The following is a 24,356-nucleotide window of genomic DNA, read 5'->3' on the forward strand; positions in this document are numbered from 1 at the left end:
GAAAGTAACAAGCTATTCGCTTATCCTTTCGCTTATTAAAATCTAATAATTTAGATTAGTTTAATTCGTCGATAAATGCTTCTGCACGGCCGATGTAGTTAGCCGGAGTCATTAGTTTCATCTCAGCTTTTACTGCGTCAGGCAAATCTAGGCCGTCAATGAACTCAGCCATGATCTCTTGATTAACACGCTTACCACGTGTTAGTTCTTTCAGCTTTTCATACGGCTTTTCGATGCCATATTTACGCATAACAGTTTGAATTGGTTCTGCAAGCAGCTCCCAGTTATCGTCAAGCTCTGCAAGTAGGCGATCTGCATTTACTTCTAGCTTGCTGATGCCTTTAAGCGTTGCTTGATATGCGATTAGAGTATAACCCATACCAACACCTAGGTTACGCAATACAGTTGAATCTGTCAGGTCACGCTGCCAGCGAGATACTGGTAGTTTTTGCGCAAGGTGTGCAAAAATGGCATTTGCTAAGCCTAAGTTACCTTCAGAGTTTTCGAAGTCAATTGGATTTACTTTGTGCGGCATTGTTGATGAGCCGATTTCACCAGCAATTGTTTTTTGCTTGAAGTGGTTTAGTGCAATGTAGCCCCAAACATCACGGTCAAAGTCTAATAGGATCGTGTTGAAACGTGCAATCGCATCAAATAGCTCTGCAATGTAGTCATGCGGTTCGATTTGAGTAGTGAAAGCATTCCAAGTTAGGCCAAGGCTTGTCACAAATGATTCTGCGTGTGCATGCCAGTCGTATTCAGGATAGGCACTTAGGTGTGCATTGTAGTTACCAACGGCACCGTTGATTTTACCTAATAGTGATACATTTGCAATTTGTTCGCGTTGACGCTGTAAGCGAACATAAACGTTTGCAAACTCTTTGCCCATAGTAGAAGGTGATGCTGGTTGACCATGAGTACGTGTCATCATTGGTACTGATTTATACTCAATCGCTTTTTCTTTGATGGCATTAAGCAGGTTATCACAGTATGGTAACAACACTTGCTCACGTGCTTCGCTAAGCATTAAACCATGAGATAGGTTATTGATGTCTTCAGATGTACAAGCGAAGTGAATGAACTCATTTACAGCTTGTAGCTCTGCATTATCCGCAACTTTCTCTTTTAGCAAATATTCAACTGCTTTAACATCGTGGTTAGTTGTACGCTCGATGTCTTTAACACGCTGTGCATCTTCTTCGCTGAAGTTTGCCACGATGTCGTCAAGTAGCGCATTCGCTTCGTCACTGAAAGCAGGGACTTCTTTGATTGCGTCAGCTTTTGCTAAAGCTTGTAACCAACGAACTTCTACAGTAACACGGTATTTGATCAGACCGAACTCACTGAAGATACTTCTAAGTTCTTTGGTTTTGCTACCATAGCGACCATCTACTGGAGAGATAGCGGTTAACGCTGAAAGCTCCATAATTTCTCCTAACTAATTGGTTTTTTGAACGATATTTTTAAATAAATTGTTGTGCGGTGTGGACAATCTTTTTCTTAGAGAAAAAGAAATGACGGCGTTTTCCGCCTAATTGTCGCCACAGCACGGCACTTCTAATACCTGCTAACAGTAAAGCACGGATCTTATGTTGAATATGTGTTTGCTGCAATAAATCTGGTTTACCAAAAACTTGGATTTTTGGTCCAGCAGGGCTGATAACTTGGGTATAGATATCAGCAAGTGCGCCCAGAACTTGTTCATCATATACATTAAAATGCAATGTTTGTCTTTCGACTTGCTCTATACGTTTAGCGAGCTCGGAAAAAACAGAATCATTAGATGATAAAGCTCTTTCTAATTGCAATAGGCTGCCAACGTATTTCACAATCTCAACGTCTTTTTCACCGTCACTCGATAGTTGAGCGACTAGCGCTTGATAACCACCTTTTAGTGCAAAGTGATCATCATAAACATCTTCAGGGTTTTGAGGTGCGGTATTTAATATACTCTGCAAAAACGTATGCACTTCGTTTTCATTGAAAGTACCATAACGAGCACATTTTTGGACAAGCTTAGCTATTTGGCAAATAGCAGCAAGAGGAATAACGGCTTTTGGTTGCATTATTTAATCACCGACTCAATGATACCACCACCTAAGCAAGCATCATCCAAATAGAAAACCGCAGATTGACCAGGCGTTACGGCTTTTTGTGGCTCATCAAATAAAACACGTGCCATGCCATCTTTACCAACTAATAAAGTACAAGGGATATCTTCTTGTCTGTAACGTGTTTTCACTGTACAACGAGTCGTGCCTTGCGGGCCTTCACGATCAACCCAATGAAGTTGGTTTGCATTTAGCCCGTTGCTGTATAGTCGAGGGTGATCTTTACCTTGTCCAACAACAAGTACATTACGCTCAACATCTTTATCTACAACGTACCAAGGTTCACCAGAGCCTTCTTTCATTCCGCCAATTAATAAGCCTTTTCTCTGGCCAAGGGTGTGGTACATCAAGCCTTCATGCTCACCGACTTGATTTCCTTCAGCATCTTCAATGATACCAGGTTGAGCTGGTAAGAATTTTTGTAAGAAATCTTTGAACTTGCGCTCACCAATGAAACAAATACCTGTACTGTCTTTTTTGTTATGTGTAATTAGACCTTGCTCTTCAGCAATTCTGCGTACTTCAGGTTTTTCGATTTCACCTACTGGAAATAGGGTTTGTGCAACGTGCTCGTGGCTCAATGTATATAAGAAATAACTTTGATCTTTGTTATTGTCTAAGCCTCTTAGCATGGCAAACTTGCCGTCACGTTCCTCTCTGCGGACGTAGTGGCCGGTGGCGATGTAGTCGGCACCTAAAGCTTCAGCGGCAAACTCTAAAAAGGCTTTGAATTTTATTTCTTTGTTACACATGATATCTGGATTTGGTGTACGCCCAGCACGGTATTCTTCCAAGAAATATTCAAATACGTTATCCCAGTATTCAGCTGCAAAATTAACTGTGTGCAATTCAATACCAAGCTTTTCACAGACAGCTTGCGCATCTTTTAGATCTTCAGCTGCGGCACAGTATTCATCGTTATCGTCTTCTTCCCAGTTTTTCATAAACAAGCCTTCGACTTGGTAGCCTTGCTCTTTTAGAAGGTAAGCTGAAACTGAAGAATCTACGCCGCCAGACATGCCGACAATGACTTTAATGTTACTGTTATCGCTCATAATATCGCTGTAAATCTATATGTAATATTTGAAAGGCCGTGAGTATAGCATGCATTTGGCTACCCTCAAAAGACACACACTAGACTTTATTTGGCAGCAAAACCTTATACTGACCGTTATTTAGGCCATTAAGGGTATATTTGCCAATACTATATCGGATCAACCGAAGTGTAGGGTGGCCTATGTGTGCTGTCATACGACGCACCTGCCGGTTGCGTCCTTCAGAAATAGTAATACTCAACCAAGTTGTAGGAATATTTTTACGCTCCCTGATAGGCGGCGTACGCGACCACACATCTGGCTCTTCTATTACCTCAACTTGTGCAGGCTTGGTTAAACCGTCTTTGAGCTCTACGCCTTTTCTAAGCTGGTTTAATGACTGCTCATCTGGTGCACCTTCCACCTGAACCCAGTAAGTTTTATTGGTGTTTTTTTTCGGTTCAGTGAGTTTATGTTGCAGCTTTCCACAGTTTGTTAGTAGCAATAAGCCTTCACTATCTCGATCTAACCGGCCTGCTGCGTATACAGATTTAACATCAACATAATCTGCAAGTGTTTTACGGTGTTGATCATCCGTAAATTGGCACAGCACATCGAATGGTTTATTGAACAATACTATTTTGACATCCTCAGGTTTGACTGGCGGCTTTTTAGCGCCTCGTGATGGTCGTCGTGAGATGTTGTTTGGCTTGTTCCGAGTAGCGTTAGGGCGCTGACTATTTTTGTATGTCATAGCTTACAAAGAGGTAATATGAAAGGGCGCATACTAACAAAAGTCTCGCTATACTTCAGCATGAAAATGAAAAAAGGCAGCGCAAGGCTGCCTTTTAAAGCTTGAATTTAACTTATGCGATTAAGTTTAATGCATCGTTAAATAGTTTACTTGGACGCATTGCAGCAAACGCTTTGTCGTCATTTGGCTGGAAGTAACCTTCTACATCCATTGCTTGACCTTGTACATCGTTTAGCTCTGCAACGATAGCAGCTTCGTTTTCAGTCAGTTGCTTAGCAACCGCTTCAAATTTAGCCTTAAGCTCTGCATCTGTGTCTTGTGCAGCAAGTGCTTGTGCCCAGTATAGAGATAGGTAGAAATGACTACCACGGTTATCTAGTTCGTTCACTTTACGAGAAGGTGATTTGTTTTCGTCTAGGAATTTACCCGTTGCCGCATCTAGTGTATCTGCAAGCACTTGTGCTTTAGGATTATTTGTTACTTGGCTTAGGTGCTCAAGAGACGCAGCAAGCGCTAAGAATTCACCTAAAGAGTCCCAACGTAAGTGGTTTTCTTTTTCGAACTGTTGCACGTGCTTAGGCGCTGAACCACCAGCACCCGTTTCGAATAGACCACCACCATTCATTAGTGGAACGATAGATAACATTTTTGCACTTGTACCAAGCTCTAAAATTGGGAACAAGTCAGTTAGGTAGTCACGTAATACGTTACCTGTAACTGAAATAGTGTCTTGGCTGTCTTTCATGCGAGCTAGTGAGAATTTAGTCGCTTCAACAGGTGCAAGAATGCGGATATCAAGACCGTCTGTGTCGTGCTCTGGTAAATATGCATTTACTTTTTTGATAAGCTCTGCATCGTGTGCACGCTCTTCGTTTAACCAGAATACTGCAGGTGTGTTAGATGCACGTGAACGGTTAACAGCTAGCTTAACCCAATCTTTGATTGGTGCGTCTTTAACCTGACACATACGCCAGATATCGCCTTGCTCAACATCGTGTTGTAGTAGTACGTTACCTGCTTGGTCAACGACACGGATAACACCATTTGAAGGTGCTTCAAATGTTTTGTCGTGTGAACCGTATTCTTCTGCTTTTTGAGCCATAAGGCCAACGTTAGGGATAGTACCCATAGTACGAGGATCAAAAGCACCATTTTCTTTACAGAAATCGATAGTTGCTTGGTAAACACCTGAATAACAACGATCTGGAATAACAAAGCTAGTATCTTGTTGCTTGCCTTCAGCGTTCCACATTTGACCGCTTGTACGGATAGCCGCTGGCATAGATGCATCGATGATAACGTCACTTGGAACGTGTAGGTTTGTGATACCACGATCTGAATCAACCATAGCAATGCTCGGACGAACGTCGTAAACGGCTGCAAGATCTGCTTCGATTTCAGCGCGCTTCGCGTCATCTAATTTAGCAAGCTTGTTGTAAACGTCACCAATACCGTTGTTAACGTCAACACCTAACTGCTCAAAAGTCTCACCGTGCTTTTCGAATACTTCTTTGTAGAACACTTTAACTGCATGACCAAAGATGATTGGGTCTGATACCTTCATCATTGTTGCTTTCATGTGTAGTGAGAATAGAACGCCTTTTTCTTTTGCTGCCTCTACTTCAGCGGCTAAGAAAGTGCGAAGTGCGTTAACACTCATGCGAGACGCATCGATGATTTCGCCAGCAAGTAAAGGTGTGCTTTGCTTAAGAACATTAACAGCACCGTCAGCAGCAACATGCTCGATACGCACGTCAGTTGCTTCAGCAATAGTTGTCGATTGCTCAGAACCAAAGAAGTCGCCTTCGCTCATGCTAGCAACATATGATTGAGAGTCAGCAGACCATGCACCCATTGAATGAGGGTTTTTCTGAGCATATGCTTTTACAGAACCAGGTGCACGACGGTCAGAGTTACCTTCACGTAATACAGGGTTTACTGCGCTACCTTTGATTTTGTCGTAAGTTGCTTTGATAGCAGCTTCTTTGTCATCTTTAGGCTCTTCAGGGTAATCAGGAAGTGCATAGCCTTTTTCTTGTAGCTCTTTAATAGTTGCTTTAAGTTGAGGGATAGAAGCACTGATATTAGGTAATTTGATGATATTCGCTTCAGGCGTCTTAGCAAGCTCACCTAGCTCAGATAGTGCATCTGCAATTCTTTGCTCTTCAGTAAGAAACTCAGGGAAGTTAGCGATCACACGACCAGCTAGAGAAATGTCTCTTGTTTCTACTTCAACACCAGCTGCTTTAGTATAAGCTTGGATTACTGGCAACAAAGAATATGTTGCTAAAGCTGGTGCTTCGTCGGTTTTTGTATAAATAATTTTTGATGTCATCATCATTCCTAGATAGTTTTGGGCCAATTTCGACCGTTCAACAATAAGCAAAATCTTGCTAACTTATGTTACCCATCGTTATTTGGACGATTGAATAACAAAAAAATTAGCTTATAAAAAGCTTAAGCTCTTTGTAATTAGCAAGTTTGTTAGTTATTCCTACTGAAGTTAGGTTAATAGAAATAACTAACAGACCTGGACATCGGCAGGGATTGTACCAATCTAATCGTAATGCTGCTAATGCAATTTACTTAAGTTATAGAAAAATATGTTACAAGAAACGTTTTGGAGAGAAAAAGAGATGAAGCGAGCAACTTTCGTAGCCCGCTTATAGAGCCTTTAGAATTTGCTATGCCATTTCACCAACTTTCGGTGCAATATTAGTAGCATGTAAGCCCTTAGGCCCTTCCTGTAGCTCGAATGTTACATCTTGACCAGCTTTAAGCGTCTTGTATCCATCCATTACAATCGTCGAGTAATGTGCAAAGATATCTTCGTCACTGCCGTCTTCTACGATGAAACCAAACCCTTTGGCGTTGTTAAACCATTTGACTTTTCCGCAAGCCATACTTCTACATCCTTCTATAAGTTGACTAATTAAGTTAATCTAACCTTTGAAATTTGCTAAGCTGTCCATAACATGAACAACTAGGACTAGAATGTAGTTTAAATAACCTTACAGTCAAGTTTTTTAGTGCAGTTTTTTAACATTTTATTTATTTTTTAATTCAAGTTTGCTTGAGTATATAAGACAAGACTATATTTAATTATGAGTGGGATAAAAGATTCAGGTGTGTTGGAAGAGGTCAAAGACCTAGAGAAGCAAAAACTTCAGCCACCGAAGAAATACAAAGTAATTTTAAACAATGATGATTACACGCCGATGGATTTTGTCATCGAAGTGCTAATGACTTTTTTCAACATGGATAGCGAAAGAGCAACTGATGTGATGCTTAAAGTGCATCACGAGGGAAAAGCGGTATGTGGAATGTATCCTGCAGACATAGCCTATACAAAGGCTGAGCAGGTAAACAGATACGCTCGCGATCATGAGCATCCGCTCCTGTGTAGCTGTGAGCAAGAATGACCTTATTTATTCTCGTTGGGGGTTGCCAATGCTAAATAAAGATTTAGAAATTACACTTAACACCGCGTTTCGTGAAGCTCGTACTCGTCGTCATGAATTTATGACGGTGGAGCATTTATTACTTGCACTGATTGATAATCCATCTGCAAGTGAAGCGCTCAACGCCTGTAGCGTAGATACTGACAGCTTAAAAAGAGATTTGTCAGAGTTTATTGATGAAACAACGCCAATTATTCCTGAGTTAGAGGAAGACCGGGAGACTCAACCAACGTTAGGATTTCAACGTGTTTTGCAACGGGCAGTGTTTCATGTTCAGTCTTCAGGCAGAAATGAAGTAACCGGCGTCAATGTTTTAGTCGCAATTTTTTCAGAGCAAGAAAGCCAGGCTGTTTATTTACTGAAAAAAGCAGATGTAAGCCGATTAGATATCGTGAACTTCATCAGCCATGGTATTTCAAAGTCAGATGATGATCCTGAGCCAGAAGAGCAAGAGGACATCAATGAAGAAGGCGCAGAGGTTCAAGGCGAAGAAAAAACTAAGCTGGAAAACTTTACTGCAAACTTAAACGTTTTAGCGAAAGCAGGGCAGATAGACCCGCTTGTTGGTCGTGATCAAGAAGTAGAAAGAACCATTCAAGTGCTCTGCCGTCGTAAAAAGAATAACCCGTTACTTGTGGGTGAAGCTGGCGTTGGTAAAACGGCAATTGCCGAAGGGCTTGCTTATCGTATTGTTAACGAGCAAGTCCCCGAAGTGATCGAAGATGCTGTTGTTTATTCCCTTGACATGGGTGCTTTGTTAGCGGGAACAAAGTATCGCGGTGACTTTGAAAAACGCTTCAAAGCTCTGTTGAAAGAGTTACAAGCAAAACCAAACGCAATTTTGTTCATAGATGAGATTCACACCATTATCGGCGCGGGTGCTGCATCCGGCGGTGTAATGGATGCATCAAACTTGATTAAGCCTTTACTTTCTAGCGGTAAACTTCGTTGTTTAGGTTCTACGACGTATTCTGAGTTTAAGAATATTTTTGAAAAAGACAGAGCTTTGGTTCGCCGTTTCCAAAAAATTGACGTTGTTGAACCAAGTGTGGCTGATACTGCAAAAATTTTATATGGCTTGAAAGAGCGTTACGAAGAGCATCATGGTATTCGTTACACGCAAAAAGCACTTAAAGCTGCGGCTGAGTTGAGTGCGAAATACATTAATGAGCGTCATTTACCAGACAAAGCAATAGATGTAATTGACGAAGCAGGTGCAAATCAACGTTTATTACCTACATCTCGACGCAAGAAAACAATTGGCGTGTCAGATATTGAGCAAATTGTATCTAAGATTGCTCGTATTCCTCAGCAAAATGTGTCTTCAAGCGATAAAGAAGTGCTTAAAAATTTAGATAGAAATCTTAAAATGCTAGTTTTTGGTCAAGACGAATCAATCGATGCGTTAACTTCAGCAATTCGTTTGTCACGCTCGGGATTAGCCAATGAAGAAAAACCAATTGGCTCATTCTTATTTGCAGGACCTACTGGTGTTGGTAAAACAGAGGTTACAAAACAGCTTGCTAAGTGCATGGGTATTGAGTTCATTCGTTTTGATATGTCAGAGTACTCTGAGCGTCATGCTGTAAGCCGCTTAATCGGTGCACCTCCTGGTTATGTTGGTTTCGAGCAGGGTGGTTTATTAACTGATTCAGTCATTAAACATCCTCATGCTGTTGTGTTATTGGATGAGATTGAAAAAGCGCACCCTGATATTTACAATATTCTTTTGCAAGTCATGGACCACGGAACGTTAACGGATAATAACGGACGTAAGGCTGATTTCCGTAATGTTATCTTTGTTATGACAACTAATGCAGGTGTACAAGAGACAGTGAGAAAGTCTATTGGGTTCCAGCAACAAGATCACTCACATGATGCAATGATTGAGATAAACAAAGTATTTACACCTGAATTTAGAAACAGGTTGGATAATATTATTTGGTTTAACCATCTAGAGAAAGAAGTTATTTTGCAGGTAGTAGACAAGTTTATTGTTGAGCTGCAAGCGCAACTAGATAAGAAGTCGGTTAATCTAGAGTTTACGAATGAAGCGAGGGATTGGATTGCTGACATTGGGTATGACAAAGCGATGGGTGCTAGACCTATGGCACGTGTCATTCAGGACAACCTTAAAAAGCCACTGGCGAATGAAATTTTATTCGGCTCACTTATCGATGGTGGTAATGTGAAAGTGACTGTTAAAGGCAATGCATTAGAATTCGATTTTGAAAAAGAGCTCGTATCTGCATAATTGATGGTGGCTGAGCTGATAGCTTTCAGCCGCTGTACTAAATATTGACGTTACAAAAGCAAAAAACCTAGCCAAGGCTAGGTTTTTTGCTACATACGTCTTATAGCATCAAATTGACGCTGGCGAGACGGTAGAATTAACGTGCACGGAAAACGATGCGTCCCTTGCTTAAATCATAAGGAGTTAATTCTACAGTGACTTTGTCACCTGTTAAAATACGGATGTAGTTTTTGCGCATTTTACCAGAAATATGAGCCACAACTACGTGACCATTTTCTAATTCAACACGGAACATTGTATTTGGTAAAGTATCAAGGACCGTGCCTTGCATTTCAATAACGTCTTCTTTCGCCATTTGGAGCGTATCACCTCTGTATAAGTTTATCGTTGGAGATTTTGCCCAAAAGCACACAATAAGTAAAGGTAAGAGCTTAAATTAGTAACTTAAATATTTGTCCAAGTATCTTCTTTAAGCTGTTGAGCTGGTGAAAACTGCTTTTTGTAGCGCATTTTTTTACATTCGTCTATTTGATAACCTAAATAAACAAACTCCTTGTTTTCTGCCGCTGCTAGGTTTATTTGTGCCATGATCATAATTGTCCCTAAACTCAGGTGTTCAAAGTCGGGGTCGAAAAAAGTGTAAATTGCAGATAGGGCGTTAGGCATTGTGTCTGTAACGGCAACTGCGACAAGTTGACCTTCGTGCCACAATTCTATAAACGAAATTGGCATCCAGCGGCAAAATAAAAAACTTTCATACTGTAGTCTGTTTGGCGGGAACATTGTGCCATCACTATGCCTGAGGGTTATGTACTTTTCATAAAGTGGAAAATAGTTTTCTTTTTCTTCAAAACTCACTTTAACGCTAAAGCTGTTTTGTATTTTTTTATATTTTCGCTGTTGTGACTTTGATGGTACATAATCCTTTGCCAAAACTCGTATTGATTGGCATGCACTGCAAAGGGGGCAGTGTGGTCGATATATTTGATCTCCACTACGCCTAAACCCCAAAGAAAGGAGAGCTTCAAAACGCGCTGCTGTGTAGCATTCACTGTCTAAAATAACTAGTAGCTGTTCTTTTCTATCTGGTAGATAGCTGCAATCAAATTGCTGACTGAGGCCAATTTTAGATGGAAAGTGTTCAGTCATATATTACCCCTATGTCTTGTGGGTGCCACATGGTTTGTACAGGGTGATAGTCACTTGCTTCTTTAAGTTTAGTCAAAAATTCTTCTCTGGGAATGACTTTTGCGCCCATAGAACTTAAGTAAGGGTTATCTAATTGGCAATCTATAAAATGAGCATTGTGTTTTTTGAGCCAATTAACCAAAGCCCACATTGCTAATTTAGAAGCATTTGGCTGGTTATGAAACATAGATTCACCACAAAATACACCTGATATCATTATTCCATATAGACCGCCAGCCAGCTTTTCGTCAATCCATACCTCTATACTATGAGCAAACCCTTCCTCATGCGCTTGGCAATATGCCTTGAGCATATTTTTATTGATCCAAGTTCCTTCTTCGTGGAGACGCTGCTCTCTGCATTGAGAGATAACTTGCTCAAAAGCTTGATTTATAGTAATTCTGGGTTTGAGTCGATTCCGAGCTTTCTTAAGTGTGCGTCCAATATGAAAGTCTGACAGCTCTATAATGCCTCGTTCACTGGGTGACCACCACATGATCGGCTCTCGCTCATTGAACCAAGGGAAGATACCAAGTTGATATGCTTTTTTTAATCTTTTTGTATTGAGACATCCACCAATGGCTAACAGGCCATCTGGTTCTTTTAATGCAAAGTGGCACGGCGGAAATATGTAATCTGTCGATGATAAATGGAACAACTGTTGTGTCATGGGGGACTTTAGTTTCGAGTGGACTAGTTGCTTACTTTGAGTTTAGCAAATTTCGGTTGGAAGCACGCCATGAAATATGGCGTGCTAAGAGATTATTTAAGGTTATCTAAATAACGCTCTGCATCAAGGGCTGCCATACAGCCAGTACCTGCAGAAGTAATTGCTTGACGATAAATGTGGTCAGATACGTCACCTGCAGCGAATACACCTTCTACGCTTGTCTGTGTTGCATTGCCATTTAGGCCTGACTCAACAACAAGGTAGCCATCTTTCATCTCAAGTTGACCTTCAAACATGTCCGTATTTGGCTTATGACCAATAGCGATGAATACACCAGCTAGGTCTAAATCTTCAGTTGCATCAGAGTTTGTATCTTTGATACGAATACCTGTTACACCCATATCGTCGCCAAGTACTTCGTCTAAAGTGCGGTCAAAATGGAGAACAACATTGCCATTTTTCGCTTTCTCTAGTAGACGGTCAGATAGAATTTTTTCACTACGGAAGCTATCTCTACGGTGAACAACATGTACTTCGTCTGCAATGTTAGAAAGGTATAGCGCTTCTTCAACCGCTGTGTTACCACCACCAACTACAGCAACTTTTTGTCCTCTGTAGAAGAATCCATCACAAGTTGCACAAGCAGAAACACCGCGACCTTGGAAGTTTGTCTCAGACTCTAGGCCTAAGTATTTTGCAGATGCACCTGTTGCAATGATTAAAGCATCACAAGTATAAGTGCCTTGGTCACCTGTAAGGGTGAATGGACGCTTAGTCACATCGACTTTATTGATATGGTCAAAAATAATCTCTGTTTCGAAACGCTCTGCATGCTCTTTCATGCGCTCCATAAGAGCAGGGCCAGTTAATCCATGTGCATCACCAGGCCAGTTTTCTACTTCTGTTGTTGTTGTCAGCTGACCGCCTTGTTGCATACCTGTGATTAAAACAGGGTTTAAATTTGCACGTGCTGCATAAACAGCGGCAGTATAACCTGCTGGACCTGAGCCAAGGATCAATAGTTTACAGTGCTTATCACTCATGAATTTCTATCCTAAAATTTAGTATTAGCATTACAATGATGCCGATTCTAAGTAAATCAACCCAGAAGTAAAATAAAAATTAAATAAAGCAATTTTAGAAATCGTGAACTTGTCAAATTTAGTGTACTTGATGGAAAAGTAAGCCAATGGAGTTGAAATTGTCGGATCTTCATGACCTTTCTATTTTTTTTTGTTATGTTTGAAGGAATTTTTTTTGCTACTAAATTATCAGTAGCCCAAGATTTAAAGGTAAATATGGCATTTTGGCAGGACAACTCTGGCTTTGCTTTAGAAGCGAGCAGCTGTAAAGTCTTAACAGACGCTAAACATTATCACAGCGAACTTTTGTCTTTGATTGGCAAAGCAAAGAAGCGCATTTACATCGCCGCACTGTATTTACAAGATGACACGGCAGGCCAAGGTGTGTTGTCTGCGTTGCATAATGCGTCGCTGAGCAACCCAGATTTAGAGATCAAAATACTAGTCGACTTTCACAGAGCCCAGCGAGGGTTAATCGGTGAGGCAAAGTCTGAGGGTAATGCACGCTTGTATTGTGATTATTTGGAGCAGTTCAACTCAAATGTCGAAGTATATGGTGTGCCAGTAAAAGCCAAAGAATTGTTTGGAGTACTTCATCTTAAAGGGTTTGTGATTGATGACACTGTTCTTTACAGCGGAGCAAGTATCAATGATGTCTACCTACATCAAGAAGAGCGATATCGTCTTGATCGTTACTTTCTATTAGATAATGCAAAATTAGCTAATAGCTTTACCGCTTTTATTGAAAAGCATTTGTTAAACTCTGAAGCTGTCCCCAGAATTGATAGAAGGCCTTTAAAGCCATTTAGTGAAATTAAGTTGGCGCAAAAGAAATTAATGCGCTCGCTGAAAAAAGCTAATTACGATATGTCTGGCGCAAATGAGTCTAATGCACTTAATGTACGTGCATTTTTAGGGTTTGGTCGAAGAACTAATAAGCTCAATAGATTGATTAAGACGTTATTTGATACCACTGAGCAGGAGTTGATTTTATATACGCCTTACTTCAACTTCCCAGCACCACTGTTGCGGTCACTACGTCGTCTGTTAAAGCAAGGTAAGTCAATAACTATTGTTGTTGGCGATAAGACTGCAAATGACTTTTACATCTCACCTGATAAACCATTTAGTCGAATAGGCGCACTGCCTTATTTATATGAGCGGATTTTACATAAATTTCTAAAGTCGCAAAAAAGGTATATCGAGCAGGGGCTACTCAATGTGTATCTTTGGAAGGACGGGGACAACTCATTCCATCTAAAAGGTATAAATCAAGATAATCAAGTCCATCTCATGACAGGGCATAATTTAAACCCAAGAGCTTGGGGTTTGGACATCGAAAATGGCATTTTGATAGAAGACAGAGCTCAGGAATTGAAAACATTTATCGATGCTGAAAAGCAATCAATCTTGTCTCAATGCCGAAAACTATCTGGACCTGATGATATTGAAACTTTGCAAGATTACCCTGCACCGGTGCAAAAGATATTAGGGCAGGCTAAACGTGTCAAAGTTGACTTTATAATTAAAAAGTTCATTTAAGTTTGCTGTCACAGTACGAATAAGGCGACTAACTTCCGTTAGTCGCCTTTAATGTTTAATACTATGTTTATGGGCTTTGTTCCCTCTTTTAATGCTATTGATAGTCTCAAAACCTCTCCATATTTTGACTGTGTTGACTGTGTTGACTGTGTTGACTGTGTTGACTGTGTTGACTGTGTTGACTGTGTTGACTGTGGCGATTTTTTCGAATTTGTATTGCATATCACTGCTTAGATCCAATGATAAAGCCCCATATTTAAAAGTTATTTACTTGCCTGCATGTTGGAATAACTAAGTTAAGAACTACTTTTGACGTCTTAATTGACCCGGGCTTATGCCAATTATTTTTTTGAAGGCTTTGCTAAAAGAAGCCTCAGAGCGGTAACCAACTTGCTCTGCAACGCTTATCATCGACTCTTTTCCTTCCTTCAATAGGTCTTGGGCGATATGCATTCGCCATTGACTGAGATACGACAGTGGCGTCATACCGATGATTTCGTGGAATAAATTTGCAAACGCGGAACGAGACATACCCACGGAGTGCGCCATACGCTCAACTGTCCACGCTTGAGCGGGTTGTTTGTGGATCAGGCTCAAAGCAAGACTGAGTCGTGTATCTGCAAGTGCCCGAAAGTACCCCGTACCGGAATCATGAGTATTGACATGCCAACGCAGCAATTGGATGACCAATACCTCAGTAAGGCGATCAACAACAACGGTACCGCCAGGTAGTGTCGAGCGGGATTCATGGGCCAACATATTAGCTAGATTGTTTAGCCACAATAGTGATGGTTCTTCATTTGTTTTTATATGCAAAAAGTTGGGCATATCTCTTAATATTGGCAGCTGGATGTGTTGCTGATATTTGAAGTAACCACACAATAATGTGGTAATGCTTTCATCTCCTGCAAATGGGTTTTTGTCGTTCTGTATCTGCGTCAGTAATTCATCTCCTGATATACATACGCCATTTGGTTGATCGCCAATTTGGTGTGCCGCACCCGTTGGAAAAGCGACAATATCTCCGGTAGAGAGGTAGGTAGCGTGCTTTGAATCAGGCATGTTTAACCAAGCACCGCCTCGCACAACGAAGTGAAAAGTACCATAGTCTGTTTCTTGCTCTTTTATGCCCCAAGGTGCTGAAAACTCGGTACAAAAATAGCTGCTAGCTTGAAGACGAAGAGCATTTAATATATCCGATAATGCATCTCCCCCAATTAAGTTGTTTCCAGCATTAGGAATTTGAGTGTTTGATGGCGATGAGAGGTAGTTAAACACTAGTTTACTCCTATTGTTCGTAATGAACCAAAAAAGTACGATTCGACATATATACTGCACTAAATATCATAGTTTGTACAAGATGAAACTGTAAAATTGTTGACTCAATCGTTTATTAAAATGAAGAGTATCACCATGAATAAAACAGAGAATGAAGTAATAGGCTGGAAGTGGACAATGTACGCAGGATTAATGCCTTTGATGGCGGGACTATTCATGTTATTGACTTCCAGTCTCTCTATTTCTAACGATATGTCGCTATGGACATTTGTTATTCATAAGTTGGACTTTAGTTTTTCTCAGCTTGCCGCTGTTGATCCGCAAGCAGGTCCGTTTGTCACATTTTTGGCGATGCTGGCAGGTGTCAATATTGTATCGGCGGCAGTGCCAATTATTCTTATTTCTATATTTGCACTCAAAAAGGGGCAAAAGTGGGCCTGGTATTATCTTTTATTCATGCTCGTCTGGGAGGGGTTTAACGACGTTTATAGTGTGACTCAGTTTTACTTTGATACTGGTGCGCCAATGTTTGTTATGCCATGGTTATTTTGTATCTTGATGGTGACAGGCTTATATAAAACACGCGGGCAAATTTTTAACCAGTAGTACGGGGACTGTATCGGTTCATTTATATTTTGCGGGCTATACTAGCTCGCACCTCATTTTTTGTAGTTACAATTCAAAGTTGAATCAAACAATAAATATATTGCGCCTGACAGCACTTCCACTTCAAAAATTCAAAACGCTTTGTTACCTAATTCAAAAATCCATTTAGATAGGGCACCTCTAAAGTCGCAGAAATCTAAAACCATCTACCTTTTATAGCTTGTAGGCGAATGGAGAACACTCTTAAAAGTTATTACCCCCGATTTTTGTACGAACTGACATAAAGTTGGTTTTTTTGGTCATGGTTCATCCAAGTAAGGTGATTAATAATTTATCCCAAGCCGTTGATAGATTGACTGTCTTCAGCACATAAATTGCCGTGAATATGAACGCAGTTAAAGCACTAAACACGATAAAAGTCGCTATTTTTGCTTGGTATCAGGATACGGTATTGAGCTAACAGAACTTACAAATTTATTCAGGAGGCTGCTTTTGTTTACTAATTCGATTAATTGTTTGCATAAGGTTGGGCAAGGTACTGCGCTACTAGGGGTTGTCTTGCCATTATTATTAATTGGCGTACTTAAATTTACCCTCACGGAAGTTGAAGCATTAAAACCCGTCATTAATGGCACACCTTGGTTAACTTGGTTAACTTGGTTGTATGCGGTATTTGGCTTTGAAGGGGCATCGTATTTCCTCGGTGTAATTGAAATTATTACTGCCACCTTATTGGTGATGTCTGTGTGGTCTGCGCGTGCTGGAATTATGGGTGGTGCAATGGGCGCCATGACTTTTTTGGTGACTGTGAGCACTTTACTTGTGCTGCCAATCGGGGAAGACAAAGAGGGAGGTTTACCATTTCTAAATTTTCTAGGACAGTTTTTAATCAAGGATGTTGCTTTGTTAGGTATTTCAATATTGGTGTTGGCTAACTGTTTAGCGCGTTTACGTGCTCACAGCTGAGTTAATTAAATAGCCCAAAATAAAAAAGTAAGGTCGATAGATCAGTAGTTTAAACCGTAAAACCCACTTTTTAATAGCAACTCGGTTTATAGGAGACCGCTATGATTAAATTGCTAAAAAAATCATCCAATAAATCTACAGTGGCAGCGCTTGCTTTTGCTATTGGTGCAGGCTTAAGCGCAGTACCAGCAGTTGCAAGCCATCACTTTGAAAGTAAATTGGCTCAGGAGCATCCACAGTTTGATCTGACGGATATGTTTGTATTTGACTCTGAGCGCCGTGGTTACACTGCATTTATGATAGATGTGAACCCAACCACAACAGACCGCGCTGCTTTTGGTCACAAAGGCGTTTACAGCTTTCATATTGCCAATGATAAATCGTTTGGTAGTGGCGGGGTAACTATCACAGCTCATTTAGAAGGGGAACAGTTGGTTTTTGGGCTCGTAGATGGGGCGAATCAAGCTGTTGGTACAAAAGGCAAGGCATTTGGTAAGGCTAAAGTTGGTAAAACCGTTAAATTTAACAATGGCGTGAAGGTATGGAGCGGCGCGGCACGAGATCCATTTGTTGGAAATTCCGTGGGTATTGTCGGGTTTTTAACAACACTGATTGGCAAAGGTAAGCTTGAGCTGTCTCAATTCAATAATGGGGTTGATTTATTTAAAGATTTTAATAGCAGTATCATTTTAGTTGAACTGCCTAACAGCATGCTGGCGGAAAATATTCACGTGTATGCAAGTAGCGCGATGTACAATGTTGATCAGTGGGTACAAGTGAATCGAGTGGCAAACCCGCTTGTCACGCATATGTTTTTGGCAAATAACAAAATGGAAGTGAGTGAACATATTCAACATCGCCCAGATAGCGACATGTCACGAAGGTATGCGATATCCGGCATGGTATTAAGGGCGGTTGCTCTTGATGGGAAACTGTCCAACCCTGTTGAATATGCGGACTCAGTTGCAGCGCAATTGTTACCTGATATGATTTCTTACACGGTGGGTAGCAGAGCTGAATATGGCTATCCGAAAGTCAACGGACGTAAACCCAGTGACGACGGTATGGACGCAGCGCTGAGCTTATTAGTTGGGCGCAAGGTAACAGATCATGCAAATACCTTTAATCGACATCCTGTTAAGTTTCCATATGTCGTACCAGTGCGTTAATACCTTCTTCATAATTTAACTTGACCAAGGTGTTTCTCATAGTTGAGAAACACCCCAATACATTTATCTCTTTTTGGACAATATATCTCAGATGCAGATAGTTATAACTCACATTTAGGACTTAACTTTGATAAAAGCCAATGGCGGTTTGGTGCTGTTTTTATTAGTTATTACGTTGATGGCTAGACGATACAAGACAGTGGTTATCACGATATTGCATATTATTCTAAATCACAATTGGCGCATGAAATCGTCTTGGTCGAGGATATTCACCGTCATTCATTTGAGCCCTAACAATTTTATTGTTTAGGATTAGTTTTTAAGCCAAAAATCTGCATAAAAGACTTTTAGACATAATTAGAAGCGTTTAGAGCATACATACTTTAAGTGGGCAAAGAGATAATACATTATAAGCCAGCCGATGCTGGTGAGTTTAGATTTCAATAAATGCTTCAAGTCAGCTTTTGAAGGCTGTGTTACATGAAATTGAAAAAGCTTAAATACCATACAACATTAACGTGCTACACTTTATTAACATTGTAGTCTGTTTGTTAGATAGGGTTATTAAGTTGGTTTCTGACACAGAATAGACTTTTCAATCAGGTAGCTTATGAACCGACAGCAAGCAATCGAGAAAACAAAGATTACACATTTAATTGATGAGTATCTGAGGATCAGAGCGCACTCAACTACTTTATGCGCAAGCTTACAAGTTGAAGATTATACGGTTCAACCGATCGCTGAAGTCAGTCCGCCGAAGTGGCACTTAGGCCACACAACGTGGTTTTTTGAAGAAGTTATCTTGGTTAAATACATGACAGATTACTCAAGGTATCACCAAGGGTATCGCGTGCTGTTTAATTCTTACTATAAATCAGCTGGCGAACATTGGTTGCAAAGTCAGCGGGGGAGCCTATCAAGACCAACGGTTGATGAAGTTATTCATTATCGTAACTATGTAGATCAACAAGTTGTAAACTTTTTGTCCTTGGCCGATATAGACGAAGCAGTGCTATCCTTGCTAGAGATCGGGTTACATCACGAGCAGCAACATCAGGAGCTGTTGCTTATGGATATTAAGTATATTTTGGGCTGTAACCCACTTTCTCCCGTTTATTGCGACCAATCGTTAGGCATCCCTAGGTCTGAAAAAGCACGTTGGCGTGCTTTTGACGAAGGCATTTATGAAGTGGGTGCTATAAATAGGGGGTTTGCCTATGACAATGAAAAACCTAGGCACAAAAGCTACAACTATGGATTTGCGATTAGTGAAAACACAATCACAAATGGCGAGTATTTGGCGTTTATTCAAGATGATGGGTATGGCAGAGCAGAATTTTGGCTGAGCTTGGGATGGGAGTGGGTAAACGACAAGAAAATTGCCCACCCTTTGTATTGGCAAAAGATAGGCAATGAATGGTTTGAGTTTACACTACATGGTTTGATGCCGTTAGACCTCAACCTTCCTGTCACACATATAAGCTACTTTGAAGCAGACGCGTTTGCTAACTGGAAAGGCTTAAGGTTACCGACAGAGCATGAGCTGGAGGTTTATTTGCAAGCAAGCTCAGCTGTTGCGGTAATTTCAGAGATCAATAAGCGCAATGGCAATCTTGCAAGCATTTATCACCCTATAGCGAGTGGCGTGCCTTTTGGGCAAGTTTGGTGTTGGACTAAAAGTCATTATTCGGGCTATCCCGGTTACAAGCCATATCAGGGCATGCTGAACGAGTACAATGGTAAGTTTATGTGCAGCCAGTTTGTTTTGAGAGGTGGGTGTGTGGCCACACCTAACGATCATTATCGCCACAGTTATCGCAATTTTTATCAACCACATCAGCGCTGGATGTTTTCTGGCATCAGGCTAGCACAGGATATTGAATGACACACTTTAGATTACTCACGCAAGACACACACGGTGAAAGTACACAAGATGATCAGCTAGCCATTGACGTATTGACTGGGTTAAGTGCGCCTTCAAAGCACTTGTCTGCAAAGTACTTTTATGATGATACGGGAAGTGAAATTTTCCAAAAAATTACCCAGCATCAAGATTACTATTTGACCGCGAAAGAAGTGGAAATCATCACCAATATTAACAAACAGTTAGCTGATGTGATTGATGAGCAAGAAATTGACATTATTGAATTAGGCGTTGGGGATGGACATAAAAGTCAGTTAATTATCGATGGCTTTTTGAAAAGTGGCTGCAAAGTAAATTTTTACCCCATCGATATTTCAGAAAAAGCCATGTTCATGCTACAAGAAAATATTGTGCCCAATGATAATCTGGTAATTCATGGTGTGGTAGCCGAGTACTTTGACGGGTTAAAGCTCGTCAGGGGTCAGTCTACAAATAAGCAGTTGGTTTTATTTTTAGGCTCTAATATTGGCAATTTTAATCGCGAGCAAAGTCTTGGATTTCTCAGAAAGGTATGGGCGAGTCTTAAATCGGATGACTTTATATTCATTGGTTTTGATTTAAAGAAGGACGTTAAGAAGCTCACTGCTGCTTATAATGACGAAGATGGCTTAACTGCAAAGTTTAATCTCAATTTGTTGAGCCGAATAAACAAAGAGTTAGGCGCTAATTTCGAGCTAGATAAATTCCAACATTTTGGCGTTTATAATCCAGTTTTAGGCGCCATGGAAAGTTATGTACTTTCTACTGAAAAGCAAGAGGTTTACATCTCGGCGCTACAAAGAGCGTTTCAATTCGATGCATATGAGGCGATTCATTTCGAGTATTCTTATAAGTTTTCAACAAATGAGATTGAGCGATTATCACAACAAAGCGGCTTTCATGTGGTTAAGCATTTCACGGACAGTAATCAGTATTTTGTAGACTCCTTATGGCAAGTCGTGAAAGAAGAGCGTTAATTACTTTTTACTGCAGAGGTATTTGAGTACAAAGAAGTGTTTGTGGCAATGTGCTTATATATCTTTGATGCATCGATTGCTAAGCATGAATAATAAATACAACCATGAGTAAGATTTTTTGATATGAAGATGTGCGGTATTCGGCGAGTATTTTGCTCTGAGCATTACCTTGGCAATCTTGCTGACGTGAATTTATGTGATGATCTCAATGAGTTTCACGATACGCACGGCCTTCAAAAAATCGCCAATAATAATAAAGTCGCTGCGACTGCGTTTTTGGTTAAGTATGCCAATAGCAGGTATCGTATTCGATGGTTTTCACCATATGGTGAAATTCAATTTTGTGGTCATGCAACCCTTGCTGCGGCTGACGTACTAACATCCACCTTCACCCTTGTTGACAAAGAAATTATTTTTGAATCGTCTAATCAGACAATACGTGTGTCTCATCAAGGGGGCGAGCTGTTTGTTATGTGCTTGCCGCAAGCGAGCCTTGAAATAACAACGGACTTTGATCATATATTTCCGGTGTTTAACCAAACGCTGAGTAATATTAAGCACACAGAGCCTCATGACGGGTATTTCGTTGCACAAGCAGCAAATATGCAAGATCTGATTGAGTTAGATTTTAATGCTAAGGAATACATCAAATGCACTCGTCGGGCGTTGCTAGTGACCACAAATCATGGCTTAGGTAGTGATGGTTTTTATTTCAGATACTTTGCACCTCAATATGGCAGTAAAGAAGATCAAGCGACAGGATCGGCGGCTCCGTTGCTGGCTTCGTATTGGCAGATACCAGCCAACAAAATATTTAATTGCTATCAGTTATCTGTAAGTGGAGGATATTATCAAATTTATAAAAGCGCACAGCAAGTTTGCGTGATAGCCAAAGTGCTCAAGCTAGATGACTAAATTTGATAGAGCATGATTGAATTGTGTGTACGAAAAAGCCCAGCATATGCTGGGCTTTTTGATTCTTGACTGGCTTGTTAAATCTTACAAGCGCCGCCTTCACAGCCGTCATCTTCAGGCTCTGGTTTTAATTCGTCCTGTGCATCAGCAGCACCATCACGTGTGTTATGGTAGTAAAGCGTCTTAACACCCAGCTTGTATGCTGTTAGTAAGTCTTTTAACAATAACTTCATTGGTACTTTACCGCCTTCAAACTTAGTTGGGTCGTAGTTTGTATTTGCAGAGATTGTTTGGTCGACAAACTTCTGCATGATGCCAACTAGGCCTAAATAACCATCGTTAGAAGGGATGTCCCATAGTAGTTCGTACTGATCTTTAAGCTTCTCATACTCAGGCACAACTTGCTTTAGGATACCGTCTTTACTTGCTTTAACACTGATATGCCCACGAGGCGGTTCAATACCATTTGTCGCGTTTGAGATCTGCGATGAAGTTTCAGAAGGCATTAACGCAGATAACGTTGAGTTTCTCATACCATGTTCTTGAACACTTGCTCTTAGCGCGTCCCAGTCAAGGTGAAGTGGCTCGTCACAGATTGCATCGATGTCTTTTTTATAAGTATCGATAGGCATAATACCTTGTGAGTATGTTGTCTCATTAAACTTAGGACATGCACCGCGCTCTTTTGCAAGTTCGTTAGATGCTTTCATCAAGTAGTATTGAATTGCTTCAAACGTTTTATGCGTTAGGCCATTAGCGCTGCCGTCTGAGTACTTCTTGCCATTCTTAGCTAGGTAGTAAGCAAAGTTAATGACACCTATACCCAGAGTACGACGTCCCATGGTTGCTGTGTGAGCAGCTGGTACTGGGTAATCTTGGAAATCTAATAGATTATCAAGTGCACGAACTGCTAGCTCAGCTAGCTCTTCAAGCTCAGATAAATCTTCAATAGCACCTAAGTTAAATGCAGAAAGTGTACATAGTGCAATTTCACCTTCAGCGTCATTGACGTTGTTCAACGGTTTAGTTGGCAGTGCAATTTCTAAACACAAGTTAGATTGACGGATAGGGGCTACTTTTGAGTCAAATGGACTGTGAGTATTACAGTGGTCCACGTTCTGTAAGTAAATACGACCGGTGCTTGCACGCTCTTGAGCAAACATTGAGAACAGTTCAATCGCTTTGATACGTTTCTTACGAATAGACTCATCTTGCTCGTACTTTAAATATAGTTCTTCGAAAAGTTCCTGATCTTCAAAGAATGCATCGTATAGCCCCGGTGTGTCTGATGGGCTAAACAGGGTGATGTAATCATCTTTTAATAAACGCGCATACATTGTTTTATTGAACTGTACGCCGTAGTCTAGGTGACGAACACGGTTTTCTTCTACACCACGGTTATTTTTTAGAACCAATAAGTTTTCAACTTCTAGGTGCCAAAGCGGGTAGAATAAAGTTGCAGCACCGCCACGCACACCGCCTTGTGAGCAGCTTTTCACTGCTGTTTGGAAGTGTTTGTAGAATGGAATACAACCAGTATGGAATGCTTCACCATTGCGAATTGGGCTACCAAGTGCGCGAATACGGCCGGCGTTTACACCGATACCGGCACGTTGACTCACATATTTAACAATAGCTGAAGAAGAAGCATTAATTGAATCTAGGCTATCATCACACTCAATAAGTACACATGAGCTGAACTGACGTGTAGGTGTACGAACACCGGCCATGATAGGCGTTGGTAGTGATATTTTGAACTGTGAAACAGCGTCATAGAAACGCTTGATGTAATCTAAACGTGTTTCTTTGTCATAATCAGCAAATAGGCTTGCCGCCACTAGTATGTATAAGAACTGTGCGCTCTCATAGATTTCACCAGTTACACGGTTTTGAACTAAGTATTTGCCTTCTAACTGCTTGACCGCCGCGTAGCTGAAAGTCATATCGCGACTGTGATCAAGATAGTCATTTAATTCATTTAACTCTTCACGAGTGTAGTCTTTCAATAGGTGCTCGTCGTAACGCTTGTCGTCCACGAGCTTTGCAACATGATCATATAAGTGCGGAGGCTCAAACTGGCCATATGCTTTTTTTCTTAAATGGAACACTGCAAGACGTGCTGCAAGATACTGATAATCAGGCGTGTCTTTAGAGATTAAATCTGCAGCTGCTTTGATGATTGTTTCATGGATATCTTCAGTACGGATCCCATCGTAAAACTGGATATGAGACTTCAATTCCACTTGAGAGACCGAGACGTTGTCTAAGCCTTCGGCTGCCCAAGTAATAACTCGATGGATTTTATCTAAATCAAGCGGTTCTTTACGACCGTTTCTTTTACTGACAGATAATTGTTGGTTCATAAGCTATGCCCGTATTCCCAAATTCTTATATTGGTTAGGAAATCACCACTAGATATGGTGCCTATTTGAAAGTGCATCACAAG

21 protein-coding genes are annotated in these 24,356 nt (G+C 40.7%); 9 read left to right on the forward strand and 12 right to left on the reverse strand.

Annotated features, from left to right (window positions below; genetic code table 11):
- Positions 1-55: 55 nt before the first annotated feature.
- The 6 genes from purB to cspD all read right to left on the reverse strand — a co-directional run bounded on the left by purB (position 56) and on the right by cspD (position 6,802).
- Positions 56-1,426, reverse strand: coding sequence for an adenylosuccinate lyase (purB, locus tag QNM16_RS02945; RefSeq protein WP_284019090.1), 1,371 nt, complete (start codon positions 1,424-1,426; stop codon positions 56-58).
- Between the two features lie 37 nt (positions 1,427-1,463).
- A complete protein-coding gene (gene hflD, locus QNM16_RS02950; protein WP_284019091.1) occupies positions 1,464-2,066 on the reverse strand; it encodes a high frequency lysogenization protein HflD in 603 nt (200 codons plus the stop codon).
- The gene (gene mnmA / locus QNM16_RS02955; RefSeq protein WP_023401675.1) at positions 2,066-3,166 is read right to left on the reverse strand and encodes a tRNA 2-thiouridine(34) synthase MnmA; all 1,101 of its coding nucleotides are present in this window, start codon (positions 3,164-3,166) and stop codon (positions 2,066-2,068) included. The genes hflD and mnmA overlap by 1 nt, the downstream gene beginning before the upstream one ends.
- A 79-nt stretch (positions 3,167-3,245) precedes the next feature.
- Positions 3,246-3,899 (reverse strand): pseudouridine synthase, encoded by a 654-nt coding sequence (locus QNM16_RS02960; RefSeq protein WP_284019092.1) that lies wholly within the window; start codon positions 3,897-3,899, stop codon positions 3,246-3,248.
- Positions 3,900-4,011: 112 nt separating this feature from the next.
- Complete coding sequence (locus tag QNM16_RS02965; protein WP_284019093.1) at positions 4,012-6,234, reverse strand: NADP-dependent isocitrate dehydrogenase; 2,223 nt, start codon at positions 6,232-6,234, stop codon at positions 4,012-4,014.
- A 349-nt stretch (positions 6,235-6,583) separates the two neighbouring features.
- A complete protein-coding gene (gene cspD, locus QNM16_RS02970; protein WP_023401678.1) occupies positions 6,584-6,802 on the reverse strand; it encodes a cold shock domain-containing protein CspD in 219 nt (72 codons plus the stop codon).
- A 201-nt stretch (positions 6,803-7,003) separates the two neighbouring features.
- On the opposite strand from cspD, the gene clpS reads away from it, so the two are divergent.
- Both clpS and clpA read left to right on the forward strand, forming a co-directional pair.
- Complete coding sequence (clpS, locus tag QNM16_RS02975; RefSeq protein ID WP_284019094.1) at positions 7,004-7,321, forward strand: ATP-dependent Clp protease adapter ClpS; 318 nt, start codon at positions 7,004-7,006, stop codon at positions 7,319-7,321.
- Positions 7,322-7,349: 28 nt separating this feature from the next.
- Positions 7,350-9,614 carry an ATP-dependent Clp protease ATP-binding subunit ClpA gene (gene clpA, locus QNM16_RS02980; RefSeq protein WP_284019095.1) on the forward strand — a complete coding sequence of 755 codons (2,265 nt, stop codon included), beginning with the start codon at positions 7,350-7,352 and terminating at the stop codon, positions 9,612-9,614.
- A gap of 136 nt (positions 9,615-9,750) precedes the next feature.
- On the opposite strand, the gene infA is transcribed toward clpA, so the two are convergent.
- The 4 genes from infA to trxB form a co-directional block, all read right to left on the reverse strand.
- Entirely contained in the window at positions 9,751-9,969 is a 219-nt protein-coding gene (gene infA / locus QNM16_RS02985; protein WP_010560183.1) for a translation initiation factor IF-1, read from the reverse strand.
- Between the two features lie 89 nt (positions 9,970-10,058).
- Positions 10,059-10,763 (reverse strand): arginyltransferase, encoded by a 705-nt coding sequence (locus QNM16_RS02990; RefSeq protein ID WP_284019096.1) that lies wholly within the window; start codon positions 10,761-10,763, stop codon positions 10,059-10,061.
- A complete protein-coding gene (gene aat, locus QNM16_RS02995) occupies positions 10,756-11,472 on the reverse strand; it encodes a leucyl/phenylalanyl-tRNA--protein transferase (protein ID WP_284019097.1) in 717 nt (238 codons plus the stop codon). Before aat ends, QNM16_RS02990 begins: the two co-directional genes overlap by 8 nt.
- Positions 11,473-11,564: 92 nt before the next feature.
- Positions 11,565-12,515 carry a thioredoxin-disulfide reductase gene (trxB, locus tag QNM16_RS03000; RefSeq protein ID WP_039608983.1) on the reverse strand — a complete coding sequence of 317 codons (951 nt, stop codon included), beginning with the start codon at positions 12,513-12,515 and terminating at the stop codon, positions 11,565-11,567.
- A gap of 255 nt (positions 12,516-12,770) precedes the next feature.
- Here trxB and pssA point away from each other — a divergent pair, with 255 nt between their 5' ends.
- Positions 12,771-14,096: a CDP-diacylglycerol--serine O-phosphatidyltransferase gene (gene pssA / locus QNM16_RS03005; RefSeq protein WP_284019098.1), complete on the forward strand. Its 1,326-nt coding sequence runs from the start codon at positions 12,771-12,773 to the stop codon at positions 14,094-14,096.
- Positions 14,097-14,399: 303 nt separating this feature from the next.
- Here the strand turns inward: pssA and QNM16_RS03010 are convergent, their stop codons facing one another.
- Positions 14,400-15,374 carry an AraC family transcriptional regulator gene (locus tag QNM16_RS03010; protein WP_284019099.1) on the reverse strand — a complete coding sequence of 325 codons (975 nt, stop codon included), beginning with the start codon at positions 15,372-15,374 and terminating at the stop codon, positions 14,400-14,402.
- Between the two features lie 135 nt (positions 15,375-15,509).
- On the opposite strand from QNM16_RS03010, the gene QNM16_RS03015 reads away from it, so the two are divergent.
- From QNM16_RS03015 to QNM16_RS03040, 6 genes are all read left to right on the forward strand, one after another.
- On the forward strand, positions 15,510-15,980 hold the full coding sequence (locus QNM16_RS03015; RefSeq protein WP_284019100.1) for a hypothetical protein: 471 nt from the start codon (positions 15,510-15,512) through the stop codon (positions 15,978-15,980).
- A gap of 492 nt (positions 15,981-16,472) precedes the next feature.
- Positions 16,473-16,946, forward strand: coding sequence for a DUF417 family protein (locus QNM16_RS03020; RefSeq protein WP_284019101.1), 474 nt, complete (start codon positions 16,473-16,475; stop codon positions 16,944-16,946).
- 101 nt (positions 16,947-17,047) lie between these two features.
- A complete protein-coding gene (locus QNM16_RS03025; protein WP_284019102.1) occupies positions 17,048-18,115 on the forward strand; it encodes a DUF4331 family protein in 1,068 nt (355 codons plus the stop codon).
- 610 nt (positions 18,116-18,725) lie between these two features.
- Positions 18,726-20,000, forward strand: a complete 1,275-nt coding sequence (gene egtB / locus QNM16_RS03030; RefSeq protein ID WP_284019103.1) for an ergothioneine biosynthesis protein EgtB — start codon at positions 18,726-18,728, stop codon at positions 19,998-20,000.
- Complete coding sequence (locus tag QNM16_RS03035; protein WP_284019104.1) at positions 19,997-20,995, forward strand: L-histidine N(alpha)-methyltransferase; 999 nt, start codon at positions 19,997-19,999, stop codon at positions 20,993-20,995. The genes egtB and QNM16_RS03035 overlap by 4 nt, the downstream gene beginning before the upstream one ends.
- Positions 20,996-21,118: 123 nt before the next feature.
- Positions 21,119-21,910 carry a PhzF family phenazine biosynthesis protein gene (locus QNM16_RS03040; RefSeq protein WP_284019105.1) on the forward strand — a complete coding sequence of 264 codons (792 nt, stop codon included), beginning with the start codon at positions 21,119-21,121 and terminating at the stop codon, positions 21,908-21,910.
- A gap of 77 nt (positions 21,911-21,987) precedes the next feature.
- Here the strand turns inward: QNM16_RS03040 and nrdA are convergent, their stop codons facing one another.
- Positions 21,988-24,273, reverse strand: coding sequence for a class 1a ribonucleoside-diphosphate reductase subunit alpha (gene nrdA, locus QNM16_RS03045; protein WP_284019107.1), 2,286 nt, complete (start codon positions 24,271-24,273; stop codon positions 21,988-21,990).
- Between the last annotated feature and the right edge of the window lie 83 nt (positions 24,274-24,356).

This window comes from Pseudoalteromonas umbrosa (assembly GCF_030125375.1).
Classification (GTDB): domain Bacteria; phylum Pseudomonadota; class Gammaproteobacteria; order Enterobacterales; family Alteromonadaceae; genus Pseudoalteromonas; species Pseudoalteromonas umbrosa.